Consider the following 25029-nt stretch of genomic DNA (forward strand, 5'->3'; position numbering starts at 1 on the left):
CACCCACTGTTTTAGACCTTCAGGCCGAGTTTTAAGAGGGAAAATTCGGGAGTTTTTGAACCTCAGAGTAGTCTGAAGTCCTCTTAAATGAGGAGCGTTTCAGAGGTTTATGGACAGATCTTTCAGACTGGTCTTTGCTGGGCTGACCGTCGCGATGCTTTTACTTGGCTGCTCAATGTTGAATTCCAATACGCCAGCCCGATCCCAATTGCCAACGGATCTGGCCAACTATCGCCAAGCAGCTGACTACTCGGAAGCCAACGAGGGGCTGGCGATGCTAGTTGCTCAGCAGGGCAAGGTGATTTTTGAGTCCTATGCACCGGGCATCCCGGCTAACCAACCCCATCCCCTTGCCAGTGGTACTAAGTCATTCTCCTGCGCGATCGCGGTTGCTGCCATTCAAGATGGGCTTCTGAGCTTTGATGAACCCGTCTCTCAAACCATTACCGAGTGGCGATCAGATGCCGTGAGATCCAAAATTACCCTCCGACAGTTGTTGAGTCTCACCAGTGGACTATCCGGCGGCACCCTAGGGCGGGTTCCGACCTACACCGAGGCACTCCAGCAACCCCTAACAGCTGAACCGGGAACCCGCTTTCAGTATGGGCCAGTGCCGTTTCAGATATTTGGAGAACTGATCCGGCGTAAATTGGCCAAGGCAGGGATGTCAGAGGATCCACTGGCCTATCTCCAGCGGCAAGTACTAACTCCCATTGGACTCCAGATCGGGGACTGGAAACGTTCGGCGGATGGGATGCCCAATCTCCCCTCTGGAGCCAGTCTGACTGCCCATGAGTGGGCAAAGTTTGGGATTTTGATCGCAAATCGAGGACAGTGGAAAGGTCAGAGCTTGCTCAAACCTGAGTTGCTCAGTAACTGCTTCCAAGGTTCCCGGATCAATCCGGCCTATGGTCTGACGTTTTGGCTCAATGTCGAGGGAGAAATGCCGCGCAATCGTCCCTTTCATCGCATCAAACCAGCGCCAAGGAATTTGGTAATGGCCATCGGAGCCGGAAACCAGTCGCTCTATATTTTCCCGTCAGAACAGCTGGTGATCGTTCGCCAAGGCAAGTTAAAGCTGCGCACACTGCTGCAAAGAGGCACTTTCGAGCATCAACGGTTTTTGAGTCTGGCGTTGGGACGATAACTAACTTCAGGGTTCGTCTCCCAGGGCGTTTAGCTCCACCTGCGTTCCCTGAAAGTCAACCGCCAAGGCAGTTACCTCCGTCGCAATCCCCTGCTGTTCCCAAGCTACGGCGATCGCGGCCTCGACGGCTGCAACCTGGGGTCGATCAACGAGGGCCAAGAGGGTCGGCCCCGCACCGCTGATGACTAAGCCATGGGCACCTGCTGCCACTGCGGCGGTCTCGACGGCCTTATAGCCTGGAATCAGGGTTTGACGGTAGGGCTGATGAATCCGGTCTTGCAGAGCCGCCTGCAACCACGTCGCTTCCCCGTTTCTAACCCCCGAAGTAAGAGACCCAGGTGGGCGGTATTGAAAATGGCATCTTCCCGACAGTAGTGCAGGGGCAGCACCTGGCGAGCTTCCTGGGTCGATAGCTCAAAGTTAGGAATGGCAACCACGGGGACGAGTTCACTGTACCAGGGGATATCGCAAATCACCCATGCCGATGGCTCCTGCCCGGTGGCACTGAGGCAACATCCCCCGACGATGGCTGGGACAACATTATCAGGATGTCCTTCCAGGGCGATCGCCTGTTGAAGCACTGTAGTTTGATCCCAGGGGAACCCAGCCAGGGCGTTGGCTGCCACCACCCCCGCCGCGATCGCCGTTGCCGAACTCCCCAAGCCGCGAGTTAAGGGCACATCCAGGTGAATCTGAATTGCCACAGCGGGGGGGGATCTCTCCCCACTGCTGATAACAGTGGGTAAAGGCACGATAGGCCAGATTACTGCCATCGGTTTTTACGCCTGCGGCATCCCGACCTGTGACAGCAATCTCTAACGCCGCCGCTGCGGGCAATCGAGAGAAGCGAAAGCGGTTGTAGCGGCTGAGGGCCAGCCCCAAACAGTCAAATCCGGGGCCGATATTGGCCGTGGTCGCTGGGACAGTGACGGTAACAGCATCAGGTCGAGGCATGAAGTCAGTTTTTCCTTTAGGGCGCTCAAGGTCGAGCACTTTGCAGCAGGGAATCGAGGCAGTCCAGGGTTTTCTGAAACTGGTTCAGATTTCCCAGTAGTGGCAAATTTTCAGCGCTCCCTCTCAATCCTCTAGGAGCCTCCTGACTCAGACACTGCATCGTCTGCTGAAATTGTCCCAGAACTTGAGTGGTTTGACGCAGGTTCTCCTGGGAGGTTTCAGCGGACAAGGTCTCTGGGAATCCCTGAGGGAGATTTTGGCTGAGGCATTGCAGCATCCTTTGCACCTCCCCGAGGTTGAAGCGGTTGTTGCCCTTGCCCAGCGTCTGGGTTGAGAGAGCCAGAGGGCGGAGGCATTGGAAGGAATGGCTGAGTTCACCAAGCTGCTGGGACAGAGCCCGGACGCTCAGGGGTGGGGAGCTAACCGCACCCTTGATAGCAGGGGGTAAGGCGGGGGGCAGGGAGGGTGTCCGAAGGGCGATCGCAGGTGGAGAGGGGGCAATCGTTGGAGTCACTCGCCGGAGATTTGCCAAGGCGATGGAGGCATTGCCGCGATCCTGGAGCGCTTGGTAAAGATTCAGGGCTTGGCTAAATGCTGCCTCAGCCGCTGGGGGTTGCCCCGAATCCCTCGTAGAGGGTGCCGAGGTTATTCCAAGTTGTGGCTTCTGAAGCTTGATTCCCCAAAGCCTGGAGGATCGGTAAAGCTTGCTGATAGGCTTCCAGGGCTAACTGGGGTTGACCGAGACTATAGTAATTTCGCCCCAGTTCCGTCAGGATCAAGGCTTCAAATTCTGGCGATTTTAACTGTCGGGATTGTTGCAGTGCTTGCTGGAGCGTGGCGATCGCCGCTGGGAACTGGCGCTGTTCTGACTGCCGCAGTGCTTGCTGCAATTGCTGCTGTAAGGAAGCTACAGGCTGGGTCTGCGCTAGACTCCCAGGTATCCCCACCCCTCCCATCAAGGGCAGCCCACTGAGACTAATCACCAAGAAACCCCGATAGATTCGCTTCATGATGGTTCCTACTGTCACGGTTCCCCCCAAACTATCTCAAGTACTCTCCCTCAAGCCACCCCATTCCTGACCGTTCCTGCCAGGGATTGACGCACGAGCATCGCTAGCTGTTCAGCACTGTCTGTCACCGCCAGGGAGGCCGCCTGGTGCGCCATCTGTTCTCGACGGGTGGGATCGTGGAGCAAGGCTAACACCTGGGTCTCTAACATTTCAGGGGTGAGATCAGCCTGTTGGTACACGAATCCCGCCCCGACCGCTGCGAAGCTGGCGGCATTGTGGGTCTGGTGATCCTCGGCGGCGTAGGGATAGGGAATCAAAATTGCTGGAGTCCCCGTCACCGCCAACTCCGTCAAGGTTCCGGCTCCGGCTCGACTTACGGCTAAACTCGCCCGTTGCAATAACCCCGCCATATTGTCATAGAAGGGCAAGGCCACGTAGTGGGGATGGATCAGGCTATGGGCATCTGGATCGCTGTCCCCCGTCAAATGAACCACCCAAGCCCCAGCGGCTAACCAGGCAGGGGCACATTGGCGGATCAAACGATTGAGGGCGATCGCCCCCTGACTTCCCCCCACCCCGACAATCAGCGGTACCTCGGGGGGAATCTCCAGGGAGGACAAAGGTGTTGGCTGGCGAAATTGTGATCGCACTGGGGTTCCCACCCAAACGGTGCGCTGGGTGGGTAAGGCGCGAGCAGTCACCGGGAAGCCCACCGCCACGCGGCTACAGAACCAGGCCAGGAATCGGGTTACCTTGCCAGGAATGGCATTGGACTCGTGTAAAACCACTGGCAGTCCCAAGGATCGGGCCGCCAGAATCGCCGGGGCGGCAATGTACCCTCCGGTGGTGAGGACACCCCGAAACTGACCCTGTTGGAGCAGTTTTCGGACTTGAAACACCGCGCCCATCAACCGCCAGAGAATGCGGAGAGTTTCCAACCCGAAGCGTTTCTGCAACCCGGTGACGGCGATCGTATGTAAGGGATAGTGGCTGGGTACCAGTTGGGTTTCCAGGCGATCGGATACCCCTAACCATTCAATTTCAAAGTCGGGCAGTTGCTCGGCGGTGGCGATTGCTGGGAAGAGATGGCCCCCTGTGCCACTGGCTGCAATTAGGAGTCGCTGCCCTGTCGGTCTTTGATCCGTCATCGGTAGGTGCTGAAGTCCATCTCAGGAATAGCCTAGAATCGAAGTCAGTCTATGGCGACTGCTCCATTTTTCTTCAGGCTATCACCTATGCGTCATTCTCTGTCTGGCTTTGCTCGGCTACTGCCCACCCTCCGAACGGCCCCACGGTTACTCCTGGCATCTCTCACCTTGGGGTTGTTGTTGGGGTTACCCCCCGCTCAGGCAGACAGCCCCAACAGCGCCCCCGGTGATCTGAAAACGGCTCTGGCTGAGATTGATGAAGCTGCGAATAGCAAGAATCTACAAGGGGTACTTCAGTACTATAGCTCCACCTTTACTGACGGCAATGGCCTGAATCGATCCGGCTTGGAGCAAAACCTGACCGCCCTCTGGAAACGCTTTCCTAAACTCACCTATCGGACGGAACTCCAGTCCTGGAAACGGGAAGGAGCCGCGATTGTGGCTGAGACAATAACGACGATGAAGGGGAACCAGGTACTCCAGGGACGCACCATGACCCTGCAAGCAACGATTCGTTCCCTCCAGTACGTTGAAAATAACCACATTTTTCAACAATCGATTCTCTCAGAGCGCAGTCAACTCACCTCTGGAACCAAACCGCCCACCGTGGTACTTAACCTTCCCGAAAAGGTGAAAGCAGGGCAAGAGTTTCAGTTCGATGCCATTGTCAAAGAGCCATTGGGGGATGGTTTGCTCCTCGGCGGGGTCTATGAAAAACCAGTCAGTCCACAACACTATCTGGAAAAGTTGCCCGATGATCTAGATCTCTTAACCGCTGGCGGGGTCTTCAAGGTTGGCAAAGCACCGACCACACCCCAGGATTTATGGATTTCAGCCGTTTTTATCCGTCAAGATGGCATGAACCTGATTACTCAACGCTTACAGGTGGTGTCCCGCTAGTTCTCTCACCATGGCCTACTTCGGGGGTTGGGGGGCAATGAATACCTTATAAACCCCATAGAGCAAGGCGGCCACCAGGGTCAGACTGATTCCCATGGTAATCAAGGAAAGAATGCCTCGCAGCACCGACAACCCCACTAGGGCGATCGCAGCCACCACGACAATCTTGCCAATCCCTGGAAGTTGTCCCAGCCAATTTAAAAAGCCACCTTGGAAGAGGGCAGGGGGCAAGGGCTCATATTCAGGGACTGGAGGAGGGGAGCGATGCAGGTCTGCTTCCATTTGGCGCAGGCGCGCCTCAAGCTTTTGCGGATCAGGCGTTTTCATTCATTAAGGCTCCCGGACTCAGAGCAAGCTATCAGCAGTGATTGTAACCAATTCCATGGCAGGCTCAGCTCCCGGAATTCTCAGATTAAAATATATGAATCGATCACAGCCCCGAATAGATCGGATTTCAGAAGCTATTCTTGTACAATAATTCCCTTCACTGATTGACCTGTCCTTGACTGCACCAGGAATTGGATTGTGACTCTAAAGACTGAAACAGTACGCCCTCCTACGGGTATGGAGCGACTCAACCGCCAGATGATTGCCATCCTGGACTTCGGTTCCCAGTACTCGGAACTGATTGCCCGCCGCATTCGTGAGACGCAGGTTTACTCTGAGGTGCTTTCCTACCGCACCACTGCTGAGCAACTGCGGCAGCTGAGTCCGAAGGGGATTATTCTCTCCGGTGGCCCCAGTTCAGTCTACGATGCCGCCGCCCCCCATTGTGACCCCGAGATTTGGAAATTAGGAATTCCAGTGCTGGGGGTCTGTTATGGGATGCAGTTGATGGTGCAGCAACTTGGGGGGGAAGTTACCCGCTCCGATCGGGGGGAGTATGGGAAGGCATCCCTTTGCATCGATGACCCAACGGATCTGCTCACCAATGTGGAAGACGGTATCACCATGTGGATGAGTCATGGGGACTCTGTAGTACGGTTACCTGATGGGTTTGGGTTGTTAGCCCATACCACCAATACCGCCTGTGCCGCGATCGCCCATCCTCAACTAAAACTCTATGGAGTGCAATTCCATCCCGAGGTGGTGCATTCCTTGGGAGGCTTGGCGCTGATCCGCAACTTTGTCTATCACATCTGTGACTGTGAACCCACCTGGACAACCGCTGCCTTTGTGGAAGAGGCGATTCGGGAAATTCGGGGCAAGGTTGGCAACAAGCGAGTCTTGTTGGCGCTTTCGGGGGGGGTGGACTCCTCCACCTTGGCCTTCTTACTGCATCAGGCGATTGGGGATCAACTTACCTGCATGTTCATTGACCAGGGGTTTATGCGCAAGCTGGAGCCGGAACGACTGGTGAAGCTCTTTCACGAACAGTTTCATATTCCGGTGCAGTATGTAGATGCGCGGGAGCGGTTTCTCACATCAATTACAGGGATTACCGATCCAGAGGCAAAACGTAAATGCATTGGGCATGAGTTTATTCGGGTGTTTGAGTCCGAGTCCCGGCGTCTTGGCCCCTTTGATTATCTCGCCCAGGGAACCCTCTACCCCGATGTCATTGAATCGGCAGATACCAACGTCGATCCCCAAACGGGGGAACGGGTGGCGGTGAAAATTAAAAGTCATCACAACGTCGGCGGCTTACCCAAGGATTTGCGCTTTAAGCTAATTGAGCCCTTACGGAAACTCTTCAAGGATGAAGTCCGGCGCGTGGGACGCTCCATTGGTCTGCCGGAAGAAATTGTGCAGCGCCATCCATTTCCTGGGCCGGGATTGGCCATTCGGATTTTGGGGGAAGTCACCGCTGAACGGCTAGAAATTCTTCGGGATGCCGATTATATTGTCCGGCAAGAGATCAACCGCCAGGGCATTTATCATGACTTCTGGCAAGCGTTTGCCGTTTTGTTGCCCGTTCGCAGCGTCGGGGTGATGGGGGATCAGCGCACCTACGCCTACCCAATTGTCTTACGCCTCGTCTCCAGTGAAGATGGCATGACCGCTGACTGGTCACGAGTTCCCTACGAGCTGTTAGAAACAATTTCCAATCGGATTGTCAATGAGGTGCAAGGTGTGAACCGGGTGGTTTATGATATTACTTCCAAGCCTCCCGGCACGATTGAATGGGAGTAGTTTCTCTCCCCAGCCCCGCACCACAAACGCCCCCACAGCGAGGGGATTTTAGTATCAAAACTTAATCTTTGGCATTAATTTTTGTGGAAAACTCAGGAAAGTCTGTGGAAAACCCCGACTTCCTGTGGAAAACCTGCTATTTTCCGGTTTGGTTCTAGGGACACCCAAGGCAGCGAAATGGTGGGTCAGGGATGTCAATCCGTCGCCTCATAGCTGATGCGATCGGAATGGTAGGTTGGTGGCTCAACATGAATCAAAACTCGAGCGGGGCCGAACCGATCTTCCAGGATGGACTCAATAGCTTCGGTAATTTGGTGGGCAGCCTCGACATCGGCCGTCCCGACAATCAAGTGCATTTCAATAAAGACCTGTCGCCCTACGATCCCCCGGGAGGCAATATCATGGCAGTTGATCACCCCAGACACTTGCAGGGCGATCGCATGAATTACTTCCGGGGCGATCGCTGCCTCATCGACCAAGACGGGGACGTTTTGACGTAACACCGACCACCCGCTCCAAAACACCATTACCGCCACGGGAAAAGCAATGGCTGCATCCAGCCATTGCCAGTTCCAGAGCCAAATCCCCACCAAGCCCACTAATACCCCGATCGTCACCCAAATATCACTCATGGTGTGGTGGGCATCGGCCACTAGGACGGCGCTACCCGTTTCGATGCCTACTCGGCGCTCATAGTAGGTAACAAAAATATTGATGCCCAGAACCATTACCACAATCCAGAGTTCCACCCCTGAGATCTGAACGGCCTTTTCGCTGTGCAGTAATCGTTCGACAGCGCCCTGTAAAATTTCAAAACAGGCAACCCCGAGAAAGGCAGCAATGCCTAGTGCTCCAATTGCCTCAAATTTGAGATGTCCATAGGGATGGTCGCGATCGGGCTGCGGTGAGGCCAGACGGGTGGTCACCAGCCCCAAAATGTTGCCCGCACTATCGGTAAGGCTATGTAGGGCATCGGCCATCAGGCTGAGGGAACCTGTCCACCAGCTGACAATGATCTTCAAGCCCATTACCAAAAGGTTGAGTGCCAGTGTGAGGAGCAGGACGTTACGGATGATGGCTCGATGATCAGGACTCATATCGTATTTCTCACTCCCATGCGGTACATACTTACTTAAGAACCCAGGCAGTAGCATCCAGAAGGGTTTTGTGATTCTTCAGTCACTATCGCATGACTACCAAGGGCGACTGAGCATCGGTTGTCACCATCCTAGCGGTGAGTTGTCCGGGAACTGCAAGCGATGGCGCAAGGGTAGCGACCTGCTACCATCTTGGATAGTTCCTCCACACTCCGCCAGTTTTTTCATGATGTCTGCACCCCTCACACTTAATTTGGTGGAAGGTTCCGTGACCTTTAGCTTCTCTGCCCAAGCTGCCCAGATCCTGAAGCAGGAAATTGCCCAGTTAATGGAACGCTTGAAGGTAACCGCTGCAAAGGCAGCCCCGGGGGTTGCAGTTAGCAAAGCCAGCCCCCAAAAGGCAATGGAATATCAACATGCCGGGGATGTGTTTATCGAGATTTTTTGTAATCCCAATATTTGGCCCAGCCCCTTTGCTGCCAAGGTGTTGATCACGGTGCGCGATGAACGCATCCGTCTGACCACCGAAGCCGAACTCAGTCGCATTGTTGAGGATGTTAATCAGTATTTGGAGCGCGTTGGTTGAGATGGCAGCCGCCCCTAAAGAGCAGCAACATCCCCAAGAAAGCGGCGATCGCCAGATTGTGAATACCCTGAAGACCGGGGAACCCAGTGACTATAACCTGGCAGAGTTAGCCCGGTTGCGGGTGCGTTACCGTGGCTTTCCTGGAGCCAAGAGCATTCAGGCCGATCTAGATCAAGTGCTCCAGCGTTGGCAATTAACGGAAGCGGAATTGTTCGAGCAAACACGCCAGATTCATGGGAATACACCCATTTACAAAGGCCGTAGCAATAAGCGCTTCGATGACGACTGGGTTTAACTCCCTCCCCGCTGCCATTGGCTAGGGTTGCTCCACTCCCACTGAATTCATTGCTGCTATCACAGCACTGCTTCCGGTGCAACGCCTAGAATTTATGAAGAAACATAACAAATAAATTCTTCACCATGATCGAGCCTAGTCAGGGCAAGTCTCAGCGGGTAGTAGTAATTGGGGCGGGAATTGGCGGCCTGACCACGGCGGCTCTATTGGCGCGACGGGGCTATTCGGTGTTGATGGTCGATCAGGCACAGGTACCGGGGGGCTGTGCTTCCACCTTTCAACGACGGGGGTTTACCTTTGATGTCGGGGCCACCCAGGTGGCGGGCTTGGAACCTGGCGGCATTCACGATCGCATTTTTTCTGAGTTGGCGATCGCCCCACCCCTGGCAACCTATTGTGACCCAGCCTGCGCGGTCTATTTACCGGCGGAAACCCAACCGATTTCTCTATGGCGAGATCCCCAGCAATGGCAACAGGAGCGCGATCGCCAGTTTCCCGGTAGCCAGCAATTCTGGCAGTTGTTGCAGGATTTGTTCCAGGTGAGTTGGCGGTTTCAGAGTCGAGATCCGGTTTTACCCCCCCGCAATCTCTGGGATCTGGGGCAACTGCTGCAAGCCGTGCGTCCGGATACCCTGACAACGATTCCCTTTACCCTGGCTACGGTGGGAGATGCCCTGCGCTGGTTTGGACTGAGTCATAATCAACGACTGCGTACCTTCTTAGATTTGCAACTGAAGCTCTATTCCCAGGTGGATGCCGAGGAAACTGCGTTGCTCTACGCAGCCACGGCACTGGGGGTTTCCCAAGCACCCTTGGGGCTTTACCACTTGCAAGGTAGTATGCAGACCCTCAGCGATCGCCTGATGACGGCGCTGGAACAAGAGGGCGGTCAAGGGTTAATGCGTCATACTGTGGAGCAAATTGTGGTCACGGGCGATCGCTGTAGCGGTGTGGTGATCCGCAATCAAAAAACCGGAGCCACCTGGACGGAAGGGGCGGATCAGGTGGTTGCCAATGTCACGGTGCAAAATCTGGTACAACTCCTAGGAGATCGGGTTCCTCAAGGGTACCGTCAGCGCGTCGAGTCATTGCCCCCGCTTTCAGGAGCCTTTGTGGTCTACCTGGGAGTCAATCAGCGAGCCATTCCTGAGGATTGCCCACCGCATCTGCAATTTTTGTACGACTACGCTGGCCCGATTGGTGAAAATAATTCCCTCTTTGTTTCTGTCAGTCGTCCCGGCGATGGTCGCGCCCCCGCAGGTCAGGCAACCCTGATTGCTTCTTCCTTTACCGATCCCAGAGCATGGCAGTGCGATCGCGACTATCACCAACGGAAACAAGATTACACTCAAACGGCGATCGCTCGTTTAAGCCAGTTTTTTCACCTCACGCCTGACACACTCTTGTATCAAGAAGCCGCTACACCCCGCACCTTTGCCCGCTTTACAGCCAGAGCTCAGGGAGTGGTGGGTGGCATTGGGCAACGCATTGCTACCTTTGGCCCCTTTGGCTTTGCCAATCGCACCCCCATTCTCGGTTTATGGTTAGTGGGGGACTCAACCCATCCGGGAGAAGGTACGGCTGGGGTGAGTTACTCGGCCTTGACCGTGGTACGCCAGATTGAAGCTGAATACAGTTAAATTCAACTCTATTCAGCTTCAATAAGAATTGAATTATAGCAGTTACCGATCTCGTGTGGTACAAGTAACAATCTGAAACCATTTCCCTGTCTCATTCAGGCGCACTTCATGTTACGAAGAACCGCTATATATAGGTTGCATTTTGAGATTTCAAAGCTTGTACTCACACTGATAAAAACGATAAAAAAACTTATACTAGCTTTGATTTTATGGAAATTCGTCTTCTTTAAATAAAATTTTCGGAAGATTAAAATTAATTTGTTTTTAACATTAACAGAAAAGCTGATCCAATTTAGCATTGTTTGAATTGCTCGAAATGATTAAGACGATTGATCAATCAGATTCGTAATCAATCAAAGCATCAAGAGTTATGTTTTATCGATGACAGATAATTGCATTGACATATTTAATATAAGGTGTAACCAACAGAGCTTCTATACTGCTGTTTGAATGAATTCCAGGGTACAAGCTAATTCGTATCGCTTCTCTCGTGAGCAGTGAAGTTCATCAAAATTGGATGGAAGTACCACATCGATTTTTGAATTACACAATAGGGGTGTTACAACGTTCGGAAAACCAATATCTGAACGCGACTTATCTTGTGAAGCCCAGATCAACAAAAAGAGAGTGAGGAGTATTTGGAATCAATTAAGATTTCAGTTCTGTTTCGTCGAAGTCTTCAGTTTAATCAAACAATAAGAGAGTTAAAAATGCAGTCAAAACATCTATCAGTGGCAGCATTATCCATTTTTCTTGCCCTCGCTAGTAGTCCGGCACAGGCTCATTATGGAGAAAAGTACAATACAATCCTGGCAGACTCATGGCCAAGAATGGCCGAGAATCGGGGAACAATCCAGTTCATTAGCACACATAAATTAGTACTTATGCCTCCAGATGGACACCGAATTGTGCTGATGTCTCCCCACATGGGAATGAACCCACTCACTCAAGGATTTAAGGTCGGAGAAGAGGTGGTTGTTGTGAGCGATGCCAAGTGTTTCGCTCTCAAGGTTTCCTATCCTGATAAGGTCATAGTTAGTACTCTCTCCGTACCTGAGGCTATGGTGCCCCTCGCTGTGACTCCCATCCCAGTCGTCACGCCTAGCCCCATTATTCCTCGACCTGTTGAGCCAGTAAGAGGAATGTGGTAGTAGAAAAACTCGAATAGCCGATTATGCTCCTTCTAACCAGGAAGGAGTTTTTATTCAGAGTCCTCCAATATTGGAGGACTCTGATGCCATACACTGATGCACTTCAGATTTGAACTGGTGTCAACATGTAAAGCCTATAAATCCCTAAGTTGTTGTGCATCCAAACTGCATAAAGTTGGGCTTGAACCCCATGCAGTCAGATAATCAGCTAGAAAATTGAATGCCGATTACCTGACCCCAATCTGTAGGCACAGCCTCGTCCATTGTTGGCAAATCGCAAGGCGCGTCACAACTAATAGGTCTAAATATATTCGCGCTCTGCTTCCAGCATCTTGACCAGACTGGCATTCCCCTGACTGCGGGCAACTTCTAGCCGATGCTCCAGGATGCGCTGTACATTCATGTGATGAACTTTGGAGAGTTCCGCTGAGAGACGATAGCGATTCCGGATCAACGGCACTACATCTGCTTTGGCAACAGCGACTGCCTGGGATGTAGTTGTTTGCACTAGATTTTGCTTCTCCCCAGCACCCAACTGATTCTTGGAATACGCAACGCCCCGATACATTAAGTTCATCGTGGGTTGAGGTACCGGAATATGTTTGAGATAGTGACGTTGCCAAGGTTGGCCGCGATATTTCCCGGCAATCTCGCCTTCAGTAATTTCCAGGGTAGGGTGTGTATATTCGTAAGCAACACCGCGATACATGAGTTTCATAAATTTCCGCCTCAAATGCTGTAAGGTACTGGTGTCTGGGTGAGACGAGGCGCGTTCCTTCGGGCGACTTCCCTACTTCCGTCCCTTCTCAATACCTGAAAAACCTCAGAATGCACACCATCCAGACAGAGATCGCGAGAAGAGATGAACGTTTAATTTATATTCTGTATCCTAATTTACTTTTCTGGATTAATCAGGGTGATTTTAGTAAAACTTAATGCTTTATAGGTGTTCAATGGACAATGCGGGATATCGCTGCTCTACAGCTGTCAGGGGTTGAAATCAGAAGTTGTTCTAAAGTTAGTCTCCATTCTGGAAATGCCTCCCTAAGATAGTAGGTGGGTATCGGGCGGTGTAAACGCCTAGTTACTTAACTAGACTCAGTGCTATTTGTCCGGGAGGCTCAAGCATGGTCGATACATACCAGTCCTTAGTGCGCGAATATGCATTGGATCGTGACTGCACTACCCTCTCCCGCCATGTGCTGCAACAACTACAGAGTTTTTCTCCGGATGCTCAAGATCTGAGTGCTTTGCTAACCCGGATTGCCTTGGCAGGTAAGCTGATTGCCCGTCACCTCAGCCGTGCCGGACTCATGGAGGGGGTTCTGGGTTTCACGGGCACTGAAAACGTGCAGGGTGAAGCGGTGAAGAAGATGGATGTGTACGCCAATGAGGTCTTCATTTCTGTCTTCAAGCAAAGTGGTTTGGTTTGCCGGCTTGCCTCGGAGGAAATGGAGAAACCCTACTACATTCCAGAAAACTGCCCAATTGGGCGCTACACTTTGCTCTATGACCCGATTGATGGATCTTCCAACGTGGATATCAATATCAATGTGGGGTCGATCTTCGCCATTCGCCAACAGGAAGGAATAGATGCGGATGGCTCCGGCAGTGATCTGTTGCAAGACGGACATCAGCAGTTAGCGGCGGGCTACATTCTCTATGGCCCTAGCACGATGTTGGTCTACTCTATCGGCAAGGGAGTTCATGCCTTTACCCTTGACCCGAGCTTGGGTGAATTTATTCTTTCTAATGAAAACATTACGGTTCCTGATCACGGTGCCATCTATAGTGTCAACGAGGGAAACTTCTGGCAGTGGGAGGAGTCCTACCGTGACTATATTCGCTATGTCCATCGCCATGAGGGCTACACTGCTCGCTATGGCGGGGCCATGGTCGGTGATTTCCATCGCATTTTGTTTCAAGGTGGGGTGTTTCTCTACCCCGGAACCTTGAAAAAACCGGAGGGGAAACTCCGGTTGCTCTACGAATCTGCACCCATGGCGTTCTTGATTGAGCAAGCGGGGGGGCGAGCGAGTACTGGTACCCAGGAAATTTTAGAGGTGATTCCTGATCATCTCCATGCCCGGTCTCCGCTGATTATTGGGAGCAGAGAGGATGTTGCCCTGGTTGAATCCTTTATTCAAGAAAGAGCGCGGGAATTGCAGCAACCCGTGATCCTGAATCCTTAGCTGTGCGCCAGACCATTCTCTAACCTTAACTACCCTCTGATTACCCTATTGTCTATGGTCACTCTGCTTGAGAATCCCCTCCGTGTAGGTCTACAGCAAGACCGAGTTCCAGAGCCACAAATTCTCGTGATTTTCGGAGCATCTGGCGACCTCACCCAGCGCAAGCTTGTTCCGGCGATCTATCAAATGAAACGGGAGCGACGGTTGCCGCCAGAACTGACGATTGTGGGCGTGGCGCGGCGCGATTGGAGCCACGAGTACTTTCGGGATCACATGCGTGAAGGTGTGGAAGAGTTTGGGGGCGGCCTCGGCTCGATGCCGATTTGGGATGACTTTGCCCAAGGGTTGTTTTACTGTCCGGGTGATATGGATAGCCCAGAAAGCTACCAACGGTTGAAAGCCTTTTTGAGTGAACTGGATGAGAAACGAGGAACTCGGGGCAATCGGGTTTTCTATTTGTCAGTGGCTCCCCGCTTTTTCGCTGAGGCGGTGCAACAGTTGGGAACGGCAGGGATGATTGAAAACCCGCGCAAACAACGTTTGGTGATTGAAAAGCCCTTTGGCCGCGATCTGGGATCTGCCCAAGCTCTCAATCGGATTGTGCGGCAGGTTTGTGCAGAAGAGCAGGTTTACCGAATTGACCACTACTTGGGGAAAGAAACCGTTCAAAACTTGTTGGTGTTTCGATTTGCCAATGCCATCTTTGAACCCCTGTGGAATCGCCAATTTGTTGATCATGTTCAAATCACAGTGGCAGAAACCGTTGGACTCGAGGGCCGTGCTGGTTATTACGAATCAGCTGGGGCGCTGCGGGATATGGTGCAAAACCATTTAATGCAGTTGTTCTGTCTGACGGCAATGGAGCCGCCCAATTCCCTGGATGCCGATAGTATCCGCAACGAAAAGGTCAAAGTGTTGCAAACCACTCACCTGTCTAACTTGAGTGATCTCAATCTCTCGGCAGTGCGGGGGCAGTACACATCCGGGTGGAGAAATGGTAAGCCTGTTCCTGGGTATCGGCAGGAAGAGGGGGCAGCGGTTGGTTCCACAACGCCCACCTACGCTGCCTTGAAACTCAATATTGATAACTGGCGTTGGAAAGGGGTGCCTTTCTATCTGCGGACAGGTAAGCGGATGCCACGTAAGTTGTCGGAGATTTCCATTCAGTTTCGCGAAGTCCCGTTTCTGATGTTCCAATCCGCTGCCAAACAAGCGAACCCCAATACCTTGGTACTTCGAATTCAGCCGGATGAGGGAATTTCCATGCGCTTTGAGGTGAAAACCCCAGGTAATTCCCTGCGCACCCGCTCAGTGGATATGGATTTTCGGTACGATACGGCCTTCGGACAAGCCAACACTGATGCGTACAGTCGGCTGCTGGTGGATTGTATGTTAGGGGATCAGACTCTATTTACTCGGGGAGATGAGGTGGAAGCTTCTTGGCGAATTCTGACGCCCTTACTGGAGGTGTGGGATGCACCCGCGCCCCCTGAGGTGATTCCGCTCTATGAGGCTGGAAGTTGGGGGCCGGTTGAAGCAGAGTTGCTGCTGAATCGAGATGGGCGTAACTGGCGAAGACTTTAGGCTCAATCCTCCAGGATTAGGGATGAATTTCTACACGATTGCTAATCTACTCACTGCTGACTACTGAACCTATGACTACTACTCCACTTGTCACCCTGCAAAAACCCAAGGGGATTTCCCTGGATGAAATCGAAGCTGAACTCAGTGCAATCTGGCATAGCCAGAATGGGGACAAGGCTTCCCTCGCACCGACGCGAGCCTCAACCTTTAGTATGGTTGTCTACGAACCGGAAGAGTTTCAGCAATTGCTTGCTGTGTTGGGCTTTTATGATGGCCCCATTGATGGAATTCACGGTCCCCTGACGAAAGCAGCTGTGGAAGAGGCTCAAAAGTCCTACAGCCTGCGGATTACAGGACGAATTGATCCTGCAACTCTGGCGCGGCTAAGAGAGGAAGTGGCAAAGCAACCCGCAGAGCGGACGAAAATTTCTAATCCTAACTTGCGAGGATTCAGTATTAGTGATGCGATCGCCATCCAGAATCCCTGCCGCATTATTACCCTCTGTCCAACCCTGGGAGAGGATCAAGGGGTCACTGCTCAGGTGTCTGCCTATTGTCCGGTGCAGCAAAGTGGCAGCAACTTGATCTGTTGCGAGTATATTACTCTGCGAGGTACTAAGACCGCCCTGAACCAGGTTGGGGATTTGGTCGCATCGCTGCTGATCCCAGATCTGCCGAAGTTCGTTTGGTGGAAGGCAACGCCCAATATTGAGCAGGATCTGTTCAAGCGGCTGGTAGAAACCTGCCATTGCATTATTTTGGATTCCTCCTACTTCACGGCTCCAGAAGCAGAATTTATTAGGGTGCAGGGGTTGTTTGATTCCGGCACCTCGGTGGCGGATCTCAACTGGCATCGCCTCTCTGCATGGCAAGAGCTGACGGCGGCGGCCTTCGACCCCCCGGAACGGCGGTCTTCCCTAGGAGAAATTGATCAAGTCACCATTGACTATGAAAAGGGCAATGCCGCCCAAGCGCTGATGTTCTTGGGTTGGCTGGCGAGTCGCCTGGGTTGGGAGCCAACTTCTTTCGTACCAACGGGGGGAGAGTACGATCTGAAGCATATTACCTTGATGGGGAAGAATCAGAAGACCATCCAAGCCGAGCTGGCAGCCATTCCAACCGCCGAATCTGGGGAGATTACGGGTGATTTAATTGGCTTGCGCCTAACCTCTTCCAACTTGGATGCTAACTGCTGCACTATCCTCTGTTCCGAAACCACTGGATGCATGCGGATGGAGTCCGGGGGCAGTGCCCAGACCTGTCGCACCGAACAGGTCACGGCGATCAATGACCAACGGGCGGAATTTCTGCTGAGTCAGCAGTTGCAACGGTGGGGTCGGGATGTCTTGTTTGAGGAAAGTTTAGCTGTGGCGGTTAAGATTCTCAAACTCGGCCATTAGGGTGGAGCAGTCTAATGCCCTAACAGCATGGCCCTGATGATTGCCGGAGAGCGGAGCGGTGTGGGTAAGACAACGGTAACGCTGTCGCTCCTCGCCGCTCTCCGGCATCAAGGGTTAGCAGTGCAGTCTTTCAAAGTGGGTCCGGATTATATTGATCCGATGTTTCACCACCAGGTAACCGGACGGAGCTGCCGAAATCTCGATCCGGTGTTAACGTCTGAACCCTACGTGCAGCAGTGGTTTTTCCACCCATCTCCAGGGATCTGACTACACCGTGGTGGAAGGGGTGATGGGTTTGTTTGATGGTGCCGCAGGGCAGGGAGATTGGGCCAGTACGGCCCATATAGCCCGGTTGTTGCATCTGCCCATTGTCTTGGTGATTGACTGTGCCCACCTTTCGAACTCCGTAGCGGCGATCGCTCACGGTTATCGTTCCTTCGATCCCCGACTGCATTTGGCGGGGGTGATCTTGAATCGGGTAGGGAGCGATCGCCATTTACAATTTCTCCAAGAGGCACTGGCCCCCCTAGCCTTACCGATTCTGGGAGTCTTGCGCCGTCAGGCAGCAATCACGATCCCCGATCGCCATCTGGGGTTGGTACCCACGGATGAATTGCCCGAATTTTCTCAGCTGATCGAGCGGCTGGCTAAGATGGGCACTGACTGTTTTGACTGGCAGCAATTGCGACCGCTGCTGGCAACACCGCGCAGTTCGTCAACCTTCACCTCCCTGAGTTCCCCCCTGGAAACAAAAACTTCGGCAGTGCCTCCGATCAGAATTGCCATTGCCCGCGATCGCGCCTTTAACTTCTACTACGCCGACAACCTGGACTTACTCACCGCCCTGGGTGCGGAGTTGATTCCCTGGAGTCCCCTAACGGACACCGATTTGCCCCCCAAGATTCAGGGCTTGTACTTGGGAGGCGGTTTTCCAGAACTCTTTGCTGCCACCTTATCAGCCAACCATCCGGCTCGCAGCGCTGTACAACGGGCGATCGCGGCGGGCATGCCCACCTATGCAGAGTGTGGGGGGTTGATGTATCTGTGCGCAGGGATTATTGATTTTCAGGAACAGGAATTTCCGATGGTGGGCTGCCTCCCCAGTAGAGCGGTGATGCAACAACGTCTAATCCTAGGTTATCGGCAGGCAACTGCTTTGCAAGACAGCCCCCTACTGACAGCCGGGACTTGTATCTGGGGTCATGAATTTCATCACTCTTCCCTGCATCCACAACCCACCGCTCCGCTCTACCATCTTCGAGGCCATGAGCGTAACAGCCCTACTTGGGAAGAAGGTTGGCGGTTGGAACATCTCCATGCCTCCTATGTGCATCTCCACTGGGGCGGTCAACCCGAACTACCCATGAGATTTGTCCAACATTGTCGGCGTTATCGTCGTCCATCGGATCAGCAACCCTAGAGGCCGACCGTCCAGTATCTCAGCAATGTGGTGCCAGGAGACTGAACGGCAAGGGTCAGGTACAGCCCTTAGTCGTCCAAATTCAAGACGATTTTCCCTTTCGTCGCCCCTGTTTCTAGCAACCGATGGGCAGCCCCCACCTCTGCTAAGGGGAAAGTTTGCCCCACCTGGATCTTAAGATCTCCCTGATCGATCAGACGGGCACACTGCTCCAGAATTTTGGCTTGGGCTTGTTGTTCAGCGATCAGCCCCTGCAGCATCGGTGTCAGCATCATTTCCAAACTAATCCGCAGATTGTGGGAGCGAGCGACCTGCCAATGGGTCGTGGCAGCGGGTTCCAGAATCGTGACCACATCGCCATAGAGCTTAACGGCGGGAAAGGTCTGCATCAAGGTTGTCCCTCCCACCGTATCAAAGGCTAAATCAACTCCATCTCCCTGAGTCCAGTCTAGAACCGCTGGCACTAGGTCGGTTTGCTTGTAAAGAATGGTGTGATCGGCTCCTAGCTGACGGACAAAGTCAGCTTTATCCAGAGACCCAACCGTGGTACATACTGCCGCACCCTGCAATTTGGCAAGTTGGATCGCTACATGGCCAACTCCTCCAGCTCCCGCGTGAATGAGTACCCGCTGTCCCGCTTGGAGCCGCCCCCGATCGTAGAGGGCTTCCCAGGCTGTAATTAATACCAGGGGAGCTGCCGCCGCTGCTACAAAGGAAATAGAACTTGGCTTGGGAGCGACAAAGCGCTCATCGACCACAATGTATTCCCCATAGTTCCCCGCCGCCGACCCCAACCCCCCCTGACAGAAATAAACGCCATCACCAGGACGATAGCGTTCGACAGCTGAACCCACGGTCTCGACAATGCCTGCCCCATCGCACCCTAAGATGGCTGGCATTTGATCGGGATAGAAGGTGCCCCGCTGCCTAAGTTTGGTATCAATGGGGTTGATCCCTGCGGCTTTGATGCGAACACGCAACTGGCGATCGTGTTGCAAGATCGGCATCGGCCACTGCTGGACTTGTAAAACCTCTGGCCCCCCTGGGGCAGTCATGACGGCGGCTTTCATAGACAGATCATCGTATAGTGAGCAGCGAGGAACTTCGATGCTTCTATTCTCCTTCCTAAGTTGTGCAGCAGCATAAAAGCCAATGCCGAGAACCATCTAAGAGTTGTTTTTTACCTGTAAAACGCGATCGCCCAGGGACATAAATCGTCGGGGATTGTAGCTGAAGATTGTGTTTGAATCGTAGCGATCGCACTTGTTACAGCAATTCCCTTGAATTCTGTATGGTGATCGTCCATGGCTAGAGGTTTCGGGAATCCAAACAAATCTTACCCTTAAATTTGACATCGATTTAAACTCAGAGACTGCATGTCTTCGGAGACGAAAATATCTGCCATTTCTAGAGCTTTCCGCATCAGAGATCGCCCAACTTCAAAGGAAAACTGCACCTGGGCAAAGGTCTGGGCTGCGGTAGACATCGCCTGCCACCTTACCTGATTGCTATATAGCTCCATCACTGCCTCTGCCCATCTCTGGGGTTCATCTACAATCATTGCTTCGATGCCATGACGAATCCCTGTACCTTCCGCCGCAATCGGGGTCATGACCGTAGGAACCCCATAGGCAAGGGCATCAATGACCTTTCCCTTTATGCCTGCTCCGATTTGAAGCGGAGCTACAAACACCCGACAGGAATTGTAAGCTTCAGCAACATCCTGAACAAATCCTTTAATAATCACTGTGTCAGATTGAAGTGCTTCAATTTCGGCCGTAACCTTACTACCGTAAATTAAGAAACGGAGATCTGGCAAATGACGGTGCAGTAGTGGCATCACCTCCTGAACAAAGAACTTCACAGCAGAGATGTTAGGAGGGTGACCAAAACCACCCAGAAAGGCGATATCCTGACGCTTCTCAAACGAGGGCACCTGAGGGATAACATCAACCACCCATGGGCATTTAGCAATACAACTCTGGCCCAAATTATGAGATTGGATCACGGCATGTTCCGTCTCATTATAAGAAAGGGTAACATCCACATCCCGCATAATAGCCAATTCTATTTCACGGGTTTGAATTGCTTTTTTCAGTAATGAATCATCACCCTGGGCGATCGCCATTCTGAGTTCACGGAGAAAATGTAAATCAGCATTACAAAACAGAATTTTTGCCTGGGGTGCATACATCTTGACGGTTTTCAAATATTTTTCGGCAACATTATAGCGAGTGATATAGATAACATCAAATTCTCTCCCTCTCCGCTCTAAGACTTCATTAACAGAACTAAAGAAGGGAGCATGGAGATATTCGACTCCGATTTTTTGCAGGTTCTTTGTGTAATTCCCTAAATAGGCACAACTTTCCGCAATAAATGTCACCTTAAATCCCAAGGATTGTATCAGTCTCATTTCTTGGATCGCGGCATAGCTCCCTGCATCTTGATCGGGGCAGGGAACTTGGCTATCGATAAATAAAGCCCGTCGATCAATACCACGATCTTTCTGTAGATCCACATCTTTACCCACCTCGCCATTCCAACGATAGGCATTAAACCAGCGACTCTTGAACTTGGGTTTGTTAATCTCTTGGTAGCGTTTAATTCCAGAGGCAGTGCTGGTGCCACTACTAAGACCCTCGAAGTGGATCACCTGGCTAAAGGGTGCATAGACAACTTTTAATCCCAAAGATCGCACCCGAAAAGCTAGATCGGTATCTTCGTAATAAGCAGGACAATAAGCTTCATCAAATCCTCCCAACTGTTGCCAGACTTCCTGCCGCACCATGATTGCTGCTCCAGATAGGTAGTCCACTTGGCGAGTGTAGTTGTACTTGGGATCTTGGGGATTACCTAAGCGGCCATAGTTCCAGGGGTCGCCAGTTCCCCAAACAATACCCCCTGCTTCTTGTAACCTGCCATCCGGATAAAGCAGCTTCGCACCAACAAGACCTACATTCTCAAAGCTCTCAAATACAAATAGCATTTCATCCAGCCAACCGACAGTCACCTCAGTATCATTGTTGAGAAAAACAACAAACTCACCCTGGACATATTGAGATCCATGGTTACAGGCTCGAATAAAACCCTGGGCTGATTCATGGCGGACATAGGTCACATTTGGGATTAACTCTGGTAACTCTAAGGTTTCATCCGTAGAACCATCGTCGACAATAATGATTTCAAATGAGGCTTGGTTGTGAGCAAATAGTAACGCTGCCAGACAGTTGTAGGTGACCGCACATTTGTTATGGACTGGAATAATGATTGAAACCCGAGGATTAACGACTTTGGGCACCTTCATCGGTTCCAGTGTCTTGCGTTTCTCAAAGCCATGAAGAATCTGATGATGTAGTTGGGACAACTGCATCATTTGTTCAATTTGAGAGATCGGCAACCTGGAGTCTAAATTATCTTCATCGTTAACTGCCCCTGGAGCCAATTTATGGAGGCCAACTTGCTGACTAAGGGTAGCTAAGTGAGCCAGTAATGCCTGATAACGAAAATGAGCCGTCGGAGCTAAGAAAGCAGGCAGAGGATCACCAGCATATTTCTGGAGTGCATGCCAAGGCGTGATCATAAAGGGCACAATCACAGCCGTCTGCCCAATCAGGAATCCTGAGGGTGCAGCAATAACTGAGAAGAGGTGAGGTCTGCCATCAAAAAAATCAGCCGTTAGGGGGAGCCGAAATCCAACATTACCTTTTGCAGACTGAGGTAAATTAGCGATCGCCACCGCAATTTCCTGATCTCCCTCCAAAAGTTTCACGGTCAGGGGTTCATGGGGAGACTTTTCGTCCATCCCCCAGCCACAGATTGCTGCACCATCTAAACCAATGACTTCGCCAACAATCTTGACTGTGTATTGAAAGGTCAGCTGGGAACCGCCACAAACTCTACCCGTTGAAAGCTCACGAACTGATAACAGGTGTAGTTGTCCATCAAAAAGCAGCGGTGGCAGCGGAATTTTGAATGTATAACGTACCAAGTCATGAGCGATTAAACTTGAGTACCCAGGCAATCGCTCGGGGGATTCACACCACTCCACAGGAGTTTTAGACACTTCACCAAAAAACAGCCGTGTAAAAAACAAAAACTATCATCTTCACGTTTTTTGGTTGCATTTTTCCTGAGACTCAGTCGAGCAAATGCTGCACTTTTTGGAGCAATTAGTAAATTAATTGATTTGAAGTAAGCTGATAAATCAGCTCCTCCTAGGAGCTTAGTTTCAATGAATTGAGTATCTATTTTTAATGAGTTTTTATGGGCATCAAACCACTCAACTTGCAGAGATCCATTACATCGATGTAGGCCAAAATACCCTGAAAATTGATATTCGTAAAACTCGCGAATTCGCAAAAACTCACCTTCCTCCGGATCTTGGTAAATAAGATCAGCAAACCCTTGGCTACTGGAGGAATTCTGGTGAATAAAGGCTGTAGAACCATTTGTTAAATTCCATGTATCACTAAGACGGACACCTAGGTGATGGGATTCTTCACCACTAACAACTAAATTCCAGTTGTCTATGTCTTGATTAAAACTTGAGTTGTAAATTCGGTTAACTCCGCATCTTGCTTTCTGTGCCTGTTTGATTGTTGGCATTACGGCGATCAGTTTTTGCCCATCTAGTAATTCAACTGAGGGTGATATTTTAGGATCTTCTTTTAGTAGAAGATAGCCAACTGCATACTCTTCTTCAATACCTAAAAAATAACCAGATTCGGCTGCTTCTAGATGGTGTGTGTTGGTGGTCTGTTGTTGTTCGAGAAGTTGCACAGTTGGGTTCGGAAGGTTAGCAGCCACAGGATTAGTGATATCGCTAGATGAGTGAGACATAAGTTTAATATTCTAGGTGTTTTCTGGGTTTTCTCGCCACTCTATTTGGATTAGAACTCACTGAATGGAAATGCATTCAATACCCACAAGATTTATAGTATTTTGATGGCTAGCTGAAAAAATGAACAATTAGGATCTCCAGGGGAAGCATATTTCGTTTTTTGATTGGACATAAAATATTTTCCCATGTTTTAAACTATAATGACCCCGCAATTCTTGCTTCCATATATCCCTTGAATATGAAATATAAAAGGTGGGCGCTACTTAAAAGCTTAGAAGTCAATGGGTGGGATACTCCAAGGTGCGTTCTGTCCACCTAAGTTCCTACTGTATCTGACTGTCTGTAACTGACTGTGTTTAAGTGCCGTATCCTCTGCTTCTAGTCTCGATATAACTGCTCTCTGCTCCTTCGCCTCATTTGTCAACGTCTCCCAGTGCCAAAATTATCCTAGGAATAATTTCAGTCTGCCCAGTATTGACCTTGGTTTTGCCTGAGCTTGGGTCAGTTTCTCAATCTGGGTCTGTTGTGCGGCTAGGGATTGCTCTAATTCTCCCTTGACTTGACGGAGTATTTCTAGTTGGGTGATGCTTTCGCTGAGTCTGGTCTCCAACTCGGCCTTGCCTTGACTCAGGGATGCAATTTGTGTCAGGCGATCTTGGGCTAATCGGGTCTGCTCATCCCTGGCCTGCCTGAGTTGTTCAACTTGGTTTTTCTGTTCGGTCAGCGATGCGGTGATCTGTGCTATTTCATGGCTCAGAGTCTCAACCTGCGTTAGGCGATCGCTGGCTACCTGTTCACTGGCGGCCAGTTGTTGCGCTAAATGATGGCGGTGTAGTTCTGACCAAGCTAAGCGATCGCGCTTGAAGGAAAAAATGGCTAGGGCTGGATGGGCTGTCTCTTGAGTGCTGGATAGTTCTAGGGCAAACTGCTGTAGGAGTTGCATAACAGCCTCTGACTCGTCTTGCTCCCCTGCACGACAGAGTATAACTTGCACCTGTTCAAATTGGCTGAGTATCCCCCCTGCTCCGCGCAAAATCGGTAATGCGGGTCGGCAGTCAATCACCAAATCAGCGTAGTGAACTTCGGTATCTTCCAGGAGGAAGGCTAGGGATTGGCCTTGAAGTTTTTGCTCTGACAGTAACCGTATATTTGGACAAAAAGCCTGAGATAAGTTCAGTGGTAACAGCCCATTCTCACGGGAGTTGTTATAGCAATAGAAGGTAGCATCACCCGATACTTCCGTCACTAGCTGGGTTGTAACGTGTACCTGTGGATCATCTTTAAATCGTTCTTTAAGTCTTTCTGAGAGAACGGAATCAGCCTCAAGCACCCACAGTGGTCGTTTTGAATTCCACAGACGTTCAATCTGCCGACCATCCCCAGCACCGACCCAGACAATGCCTTGACTATTAATGCCCTGACTATTTGAGTACTGTTCTGTCATGGCAACCTATTATAGTGCGCTCCGGGTCTAGTGTACGACGTACCTATGGTTGCCTACCCCAGCCTCTGTCAGAGTTATGATATTA

The 25029-nt window shown here is 51.4% G+C and carries 19 protein-coding genes, 2 pseudogenes and 1 riboswitch; of the genes and pseudogenes, 10 read left to right on the top strand and 11 right to left on the bottom strand.

The window, feature by feature from the left end:
* Positions 1-109: 109 nt before the first annotated feature.
* A complete protein-coding gene (locus DO97_RS08935) occupies positions 110-1147 on the top strand; it encodes a serine hydrolase domain-containing protein (protein WP_036532581.1) in 1038 nt (345 codons plus the stop codon).
* A gap of 6 nt (positions 1148-1153) precedes the next feature.
* Here DO97_RS08935 and thrB read toward each other — a convergent pair.
* The 4 genes and pseudogenes from thrB to murG form a co-directional block, all read right to left on the bottom strand.
* Positions 1154-2101, bottom strand: a pseudogene (gene thrB / locus DO97_RS30980) (homoserine kinase).
* 25 nt (positions 2102-2126) lie between these two features.
* A complete protein-coding gene (locus DO97_RS08945) occupies positions 2127-2633 on the bottom strand; it encodes a hypothetical protein (RefSeq protein ID WP_036532583.1) in 507 nt (168 codons plus the stop codon).
* A gap of 67 nt (positions 2634-2700) precedes the next feature.
* Positions 2701-3111 carry a tetratricopeptide repeat protein gene (locus DO97_RS08950; protein ID WP_052128549.1) on the bottom strand — a complete coding sequence of 137 codons (411 nt, stop codon included), beginning with the start codon at positions 3109-3111 and terminating at the stop codon, positions 2701-2703.
* 50 nt (positions 3112-3161) lie between these two features.
* On the bottom strand, positions 3162-4259 hold the full coding sequence (gene murG, locus DO97_RS08955) for an undecaprenyldiphospho-muramoylpentapeptide beta-N-acetylglucosaminyltransferase (protein ID WP_036532585.1): 1098 nt from the start codon (positions 4257-4259) through the stop codon (positions 3162-3164).
* Positions 4260-4346: 87 nt separating this feature from the next.
* Here murG and DO97_RS08960 point away from each other — a divergent pair, with 87 nt between their 5' ends.
* Positions 4347-5159 (top strand): hypothetical protein, encoded by an 813-nt coding sequence (locus tag DO97_RS08960; RefSeq protein WP_052128550.1) that lies wholly within the window; start codon positions 4347-4349, stop codon positions 5157-5159.
* Positions 5160-5174: 15 nt separating this feature from the next.
* Here the strand turns inward: DO97_RS08960 and DO97_RS08965 are convergent, their stop codons facing one another.
* Positions 5175-5486 (bottom strand): hypothetical protein, encoded by a 312-nt coding sequence (locus DO97_RS08965; RefSeq protein WP_036532587.1) that lies wholly within the window; start codon positions 5484-5486, stop codon positions 5175-5177.
* Between the two features lie 237 nt (positions 5487-5723).
* Between DO97_RS08965 and guaA the strand changes: the two genes are divergently transcribed.
* Positions 5724-7292 carry a glutamine-hydrolyzing GMP synthase gene (gene guaA / locus DO97_RS08970; protein ID WP_156120506.1) on the top strand — a complete coding sequence of 523 codons (1569 nt, stop codon included), beginning with the start codon at positions 5724-5726 and terminating at the stop codon, positions 7290-7292.
* 194 nt (positions 7293-7486) lie between these two features.
* Here the strand turns inward: guaA and cdf31 are convergent, their stop codons facing one another.
* Positions 7487-8389 (bottom strand): CDF family zinc efflux transporter Cdf31, encoded by a 903-nt coding sequence (cdf31, locus tag DO97_RS08975; protein WP_036532592.1) that lies wholly within the window; start codon positions 8387-8389, stop codon positions 7487-7489.
* Positions 8390-8615: 226 nt separating this feature from the next.
* Here cdf31 and DO97_RS08980 point away from each other — a divergent pair, with 226 nt between their 5' ends.
* The 3 genes from DO97_RS08980 to crtD all read left to right on the top strand — a co-directional run bounded on the left by DO97_RS08980 (position 8616) and on the right by crtD (position 10910).
* Positions 8616-8975, top strand: a complete 360-nt coding sequence (locus tag DO97_RS08980; protein ID WP_036532593.1) for a hypothetical protein — start codon at positions 8616-8618, stop codon at positions 8973-8975.
* 1 nt (position 8976) lies between these two features.
* Positions 8977-9270: a DUF3288 family protein gene (locus tag DO97_RS08985; RefSeq protein ID WP_036532595.1), complete on the top strand. Its 294-nt coding sequence runs from the start codon at positions 8977-8979 to the stop codon at positions 9268-9270.
* 125 nt (positions 9271-9395) lie between these two features.
* Positions 9396-10910 carry a C-3',4' desaturase CrtD gene (gene crtD / locus DO97_RS08990; protein ID WP_036532596.1) on the top strand — a complete coding sequence of 505 codons (1515 nt, stop codon included), beginning with the start codon at positions 9396-9398 and terminating at the stop codon, positions 10908-10910.
* A 1452-nt stretch (positions 10911-12362) separates the two neighbouring features.
* On the opposite strand, the gene pirA is transcribed toward crtD, so the two are convergent.
* Positions 12363-12779, bottom strand: coding sequence for an arginine synthesis PII-interacting regulator PirA (gene pirA, locus DO97_RS09005; RefSeq protein ID WP_036532599.1), 417 nt, complete (start codon positions 12777-12779; stop codon positions 12363-12365).
* A 48-nt stretch (positions 12780-12827) separates the two neighbouring features.
* Positions 12828-12932: riboswitch (Glutamine riboswitch) on the bottom strand.
* 256 nt (positions 12933-13188) lie between these two features.
* On the opposite strand from pirA, the gene fbp reads away from it, so the two are divergent.
* From fbp to DO97_RS09025, 4 genes and pseudogenes are all read left to right on the top strand, one after another.
* On the top strand, positions 13189-14253 hold the full coding sequence (fbp, locus tag DO97_RS09010; RefSeq protein WP_036532600.1) for a class 1 fructose-bisphosphatase: 1065 nt from the start codon (positions 13189-13191) through the stop codon (positions 14251-14253).
* A 54-nt stretch (positions 14254-14307) separates the two neighbouring features.
* Positions 14308-15837, top strand: coding sequence for a glucose-6-phosphate dehydrogenase (gene zwf / locus DO97_RS09015; protein ID WP_036532602.1), 1530 nt, complete (start codon positions 14308-14310; stop codon positions 15835-15837).
* A 71-nt stretch (positions 15838-15908) separates the two neighbouring features.
* Positions 15909-17237 carry a glucose-6-phosphate dehydrogenase assembly protein OpcA gene (gene opcA / locus DO97_RS09020; RefSeq protein ID WP_036532605.1) on the top strand — a complete coding sequence of 443 codons (1329 nt, stop codon included), beginning with the start codon at positions 15909-15911 and terminating at the stop codon, positions 17235-17237.
* Positions 17238-17264: 27 nt separating this feature from the next.
* Positions 17265-18657 (top strand): annotated as a pseudogene (locus DO97_RS09025) (cobyrinate a,c-diamide synthase).
* A gap of 68 nt (positions 18658-18725) precedes the next feature.
* Here the strand turns inward: DO97_RS09025 and DO97_RS09030 are convergent.
* From DO97_RS09030 to DO97_RS09045, 4 genes are all read right to left on the bottom strand, one after another.
* Positions 18726-19727, bottom strand: coding sequence for a zinc-dependent alcohol dehydrogenase family protein (locus DO97_RS09030; protein WP_036532607.1), 1002 nt, complete (start codon positions 19725-19727; stop codon positions 18726-18728).
* Between the two features lie 272 nt (positions 19728-19999).
* The gene (locus DO97_RS09035; RefSeq protein WP_052128551.1) at positions 20000-22648 is read right to left on the bottom strand and encodes a glycosyltransferase; all 2649 of its coding nucleotides are present in this window, start codon (positions 22646-22648) and stop codon (positions 20000-20002) included.
* 11 nt (positions 22649-22659) lie between these two features.
* Positions 22660-23466 carry a hypothetical protein gene (locus DO97_RS09040; protein WP_036532608.1) on the bottom strand — a complete coding sequence of 269 codons (807 nt, stop codon included), beginning with the start codon at positions 23464-23466 and terminating at the stop codon, positions 22660-22662.
* Between the two features lie 476 nt (positions 23467-23942).
* A complete protein-coding gene (locus DO97_RS09045; RefSeq protein WP_036532610.1) occupies positions 23943-24944 on the bottom strand; it encodes a hypothetical protein in 1002 nt (333 codons plus the stop codon).
* Positions 24945-25029 lie beyond the last annotated feature (85 nt).

It is taken from the genome of Neosynechococcus sphagnicola sy1, from assembly GCF_000775285.1.
Classification (GTDB): Bacteria; Cyanobacteriota; Cyanobacteriia; order Neosynechococcales; family Neosynechococcaceae; genus Neosynechococcus; species Neosynechococcus sphagnicola.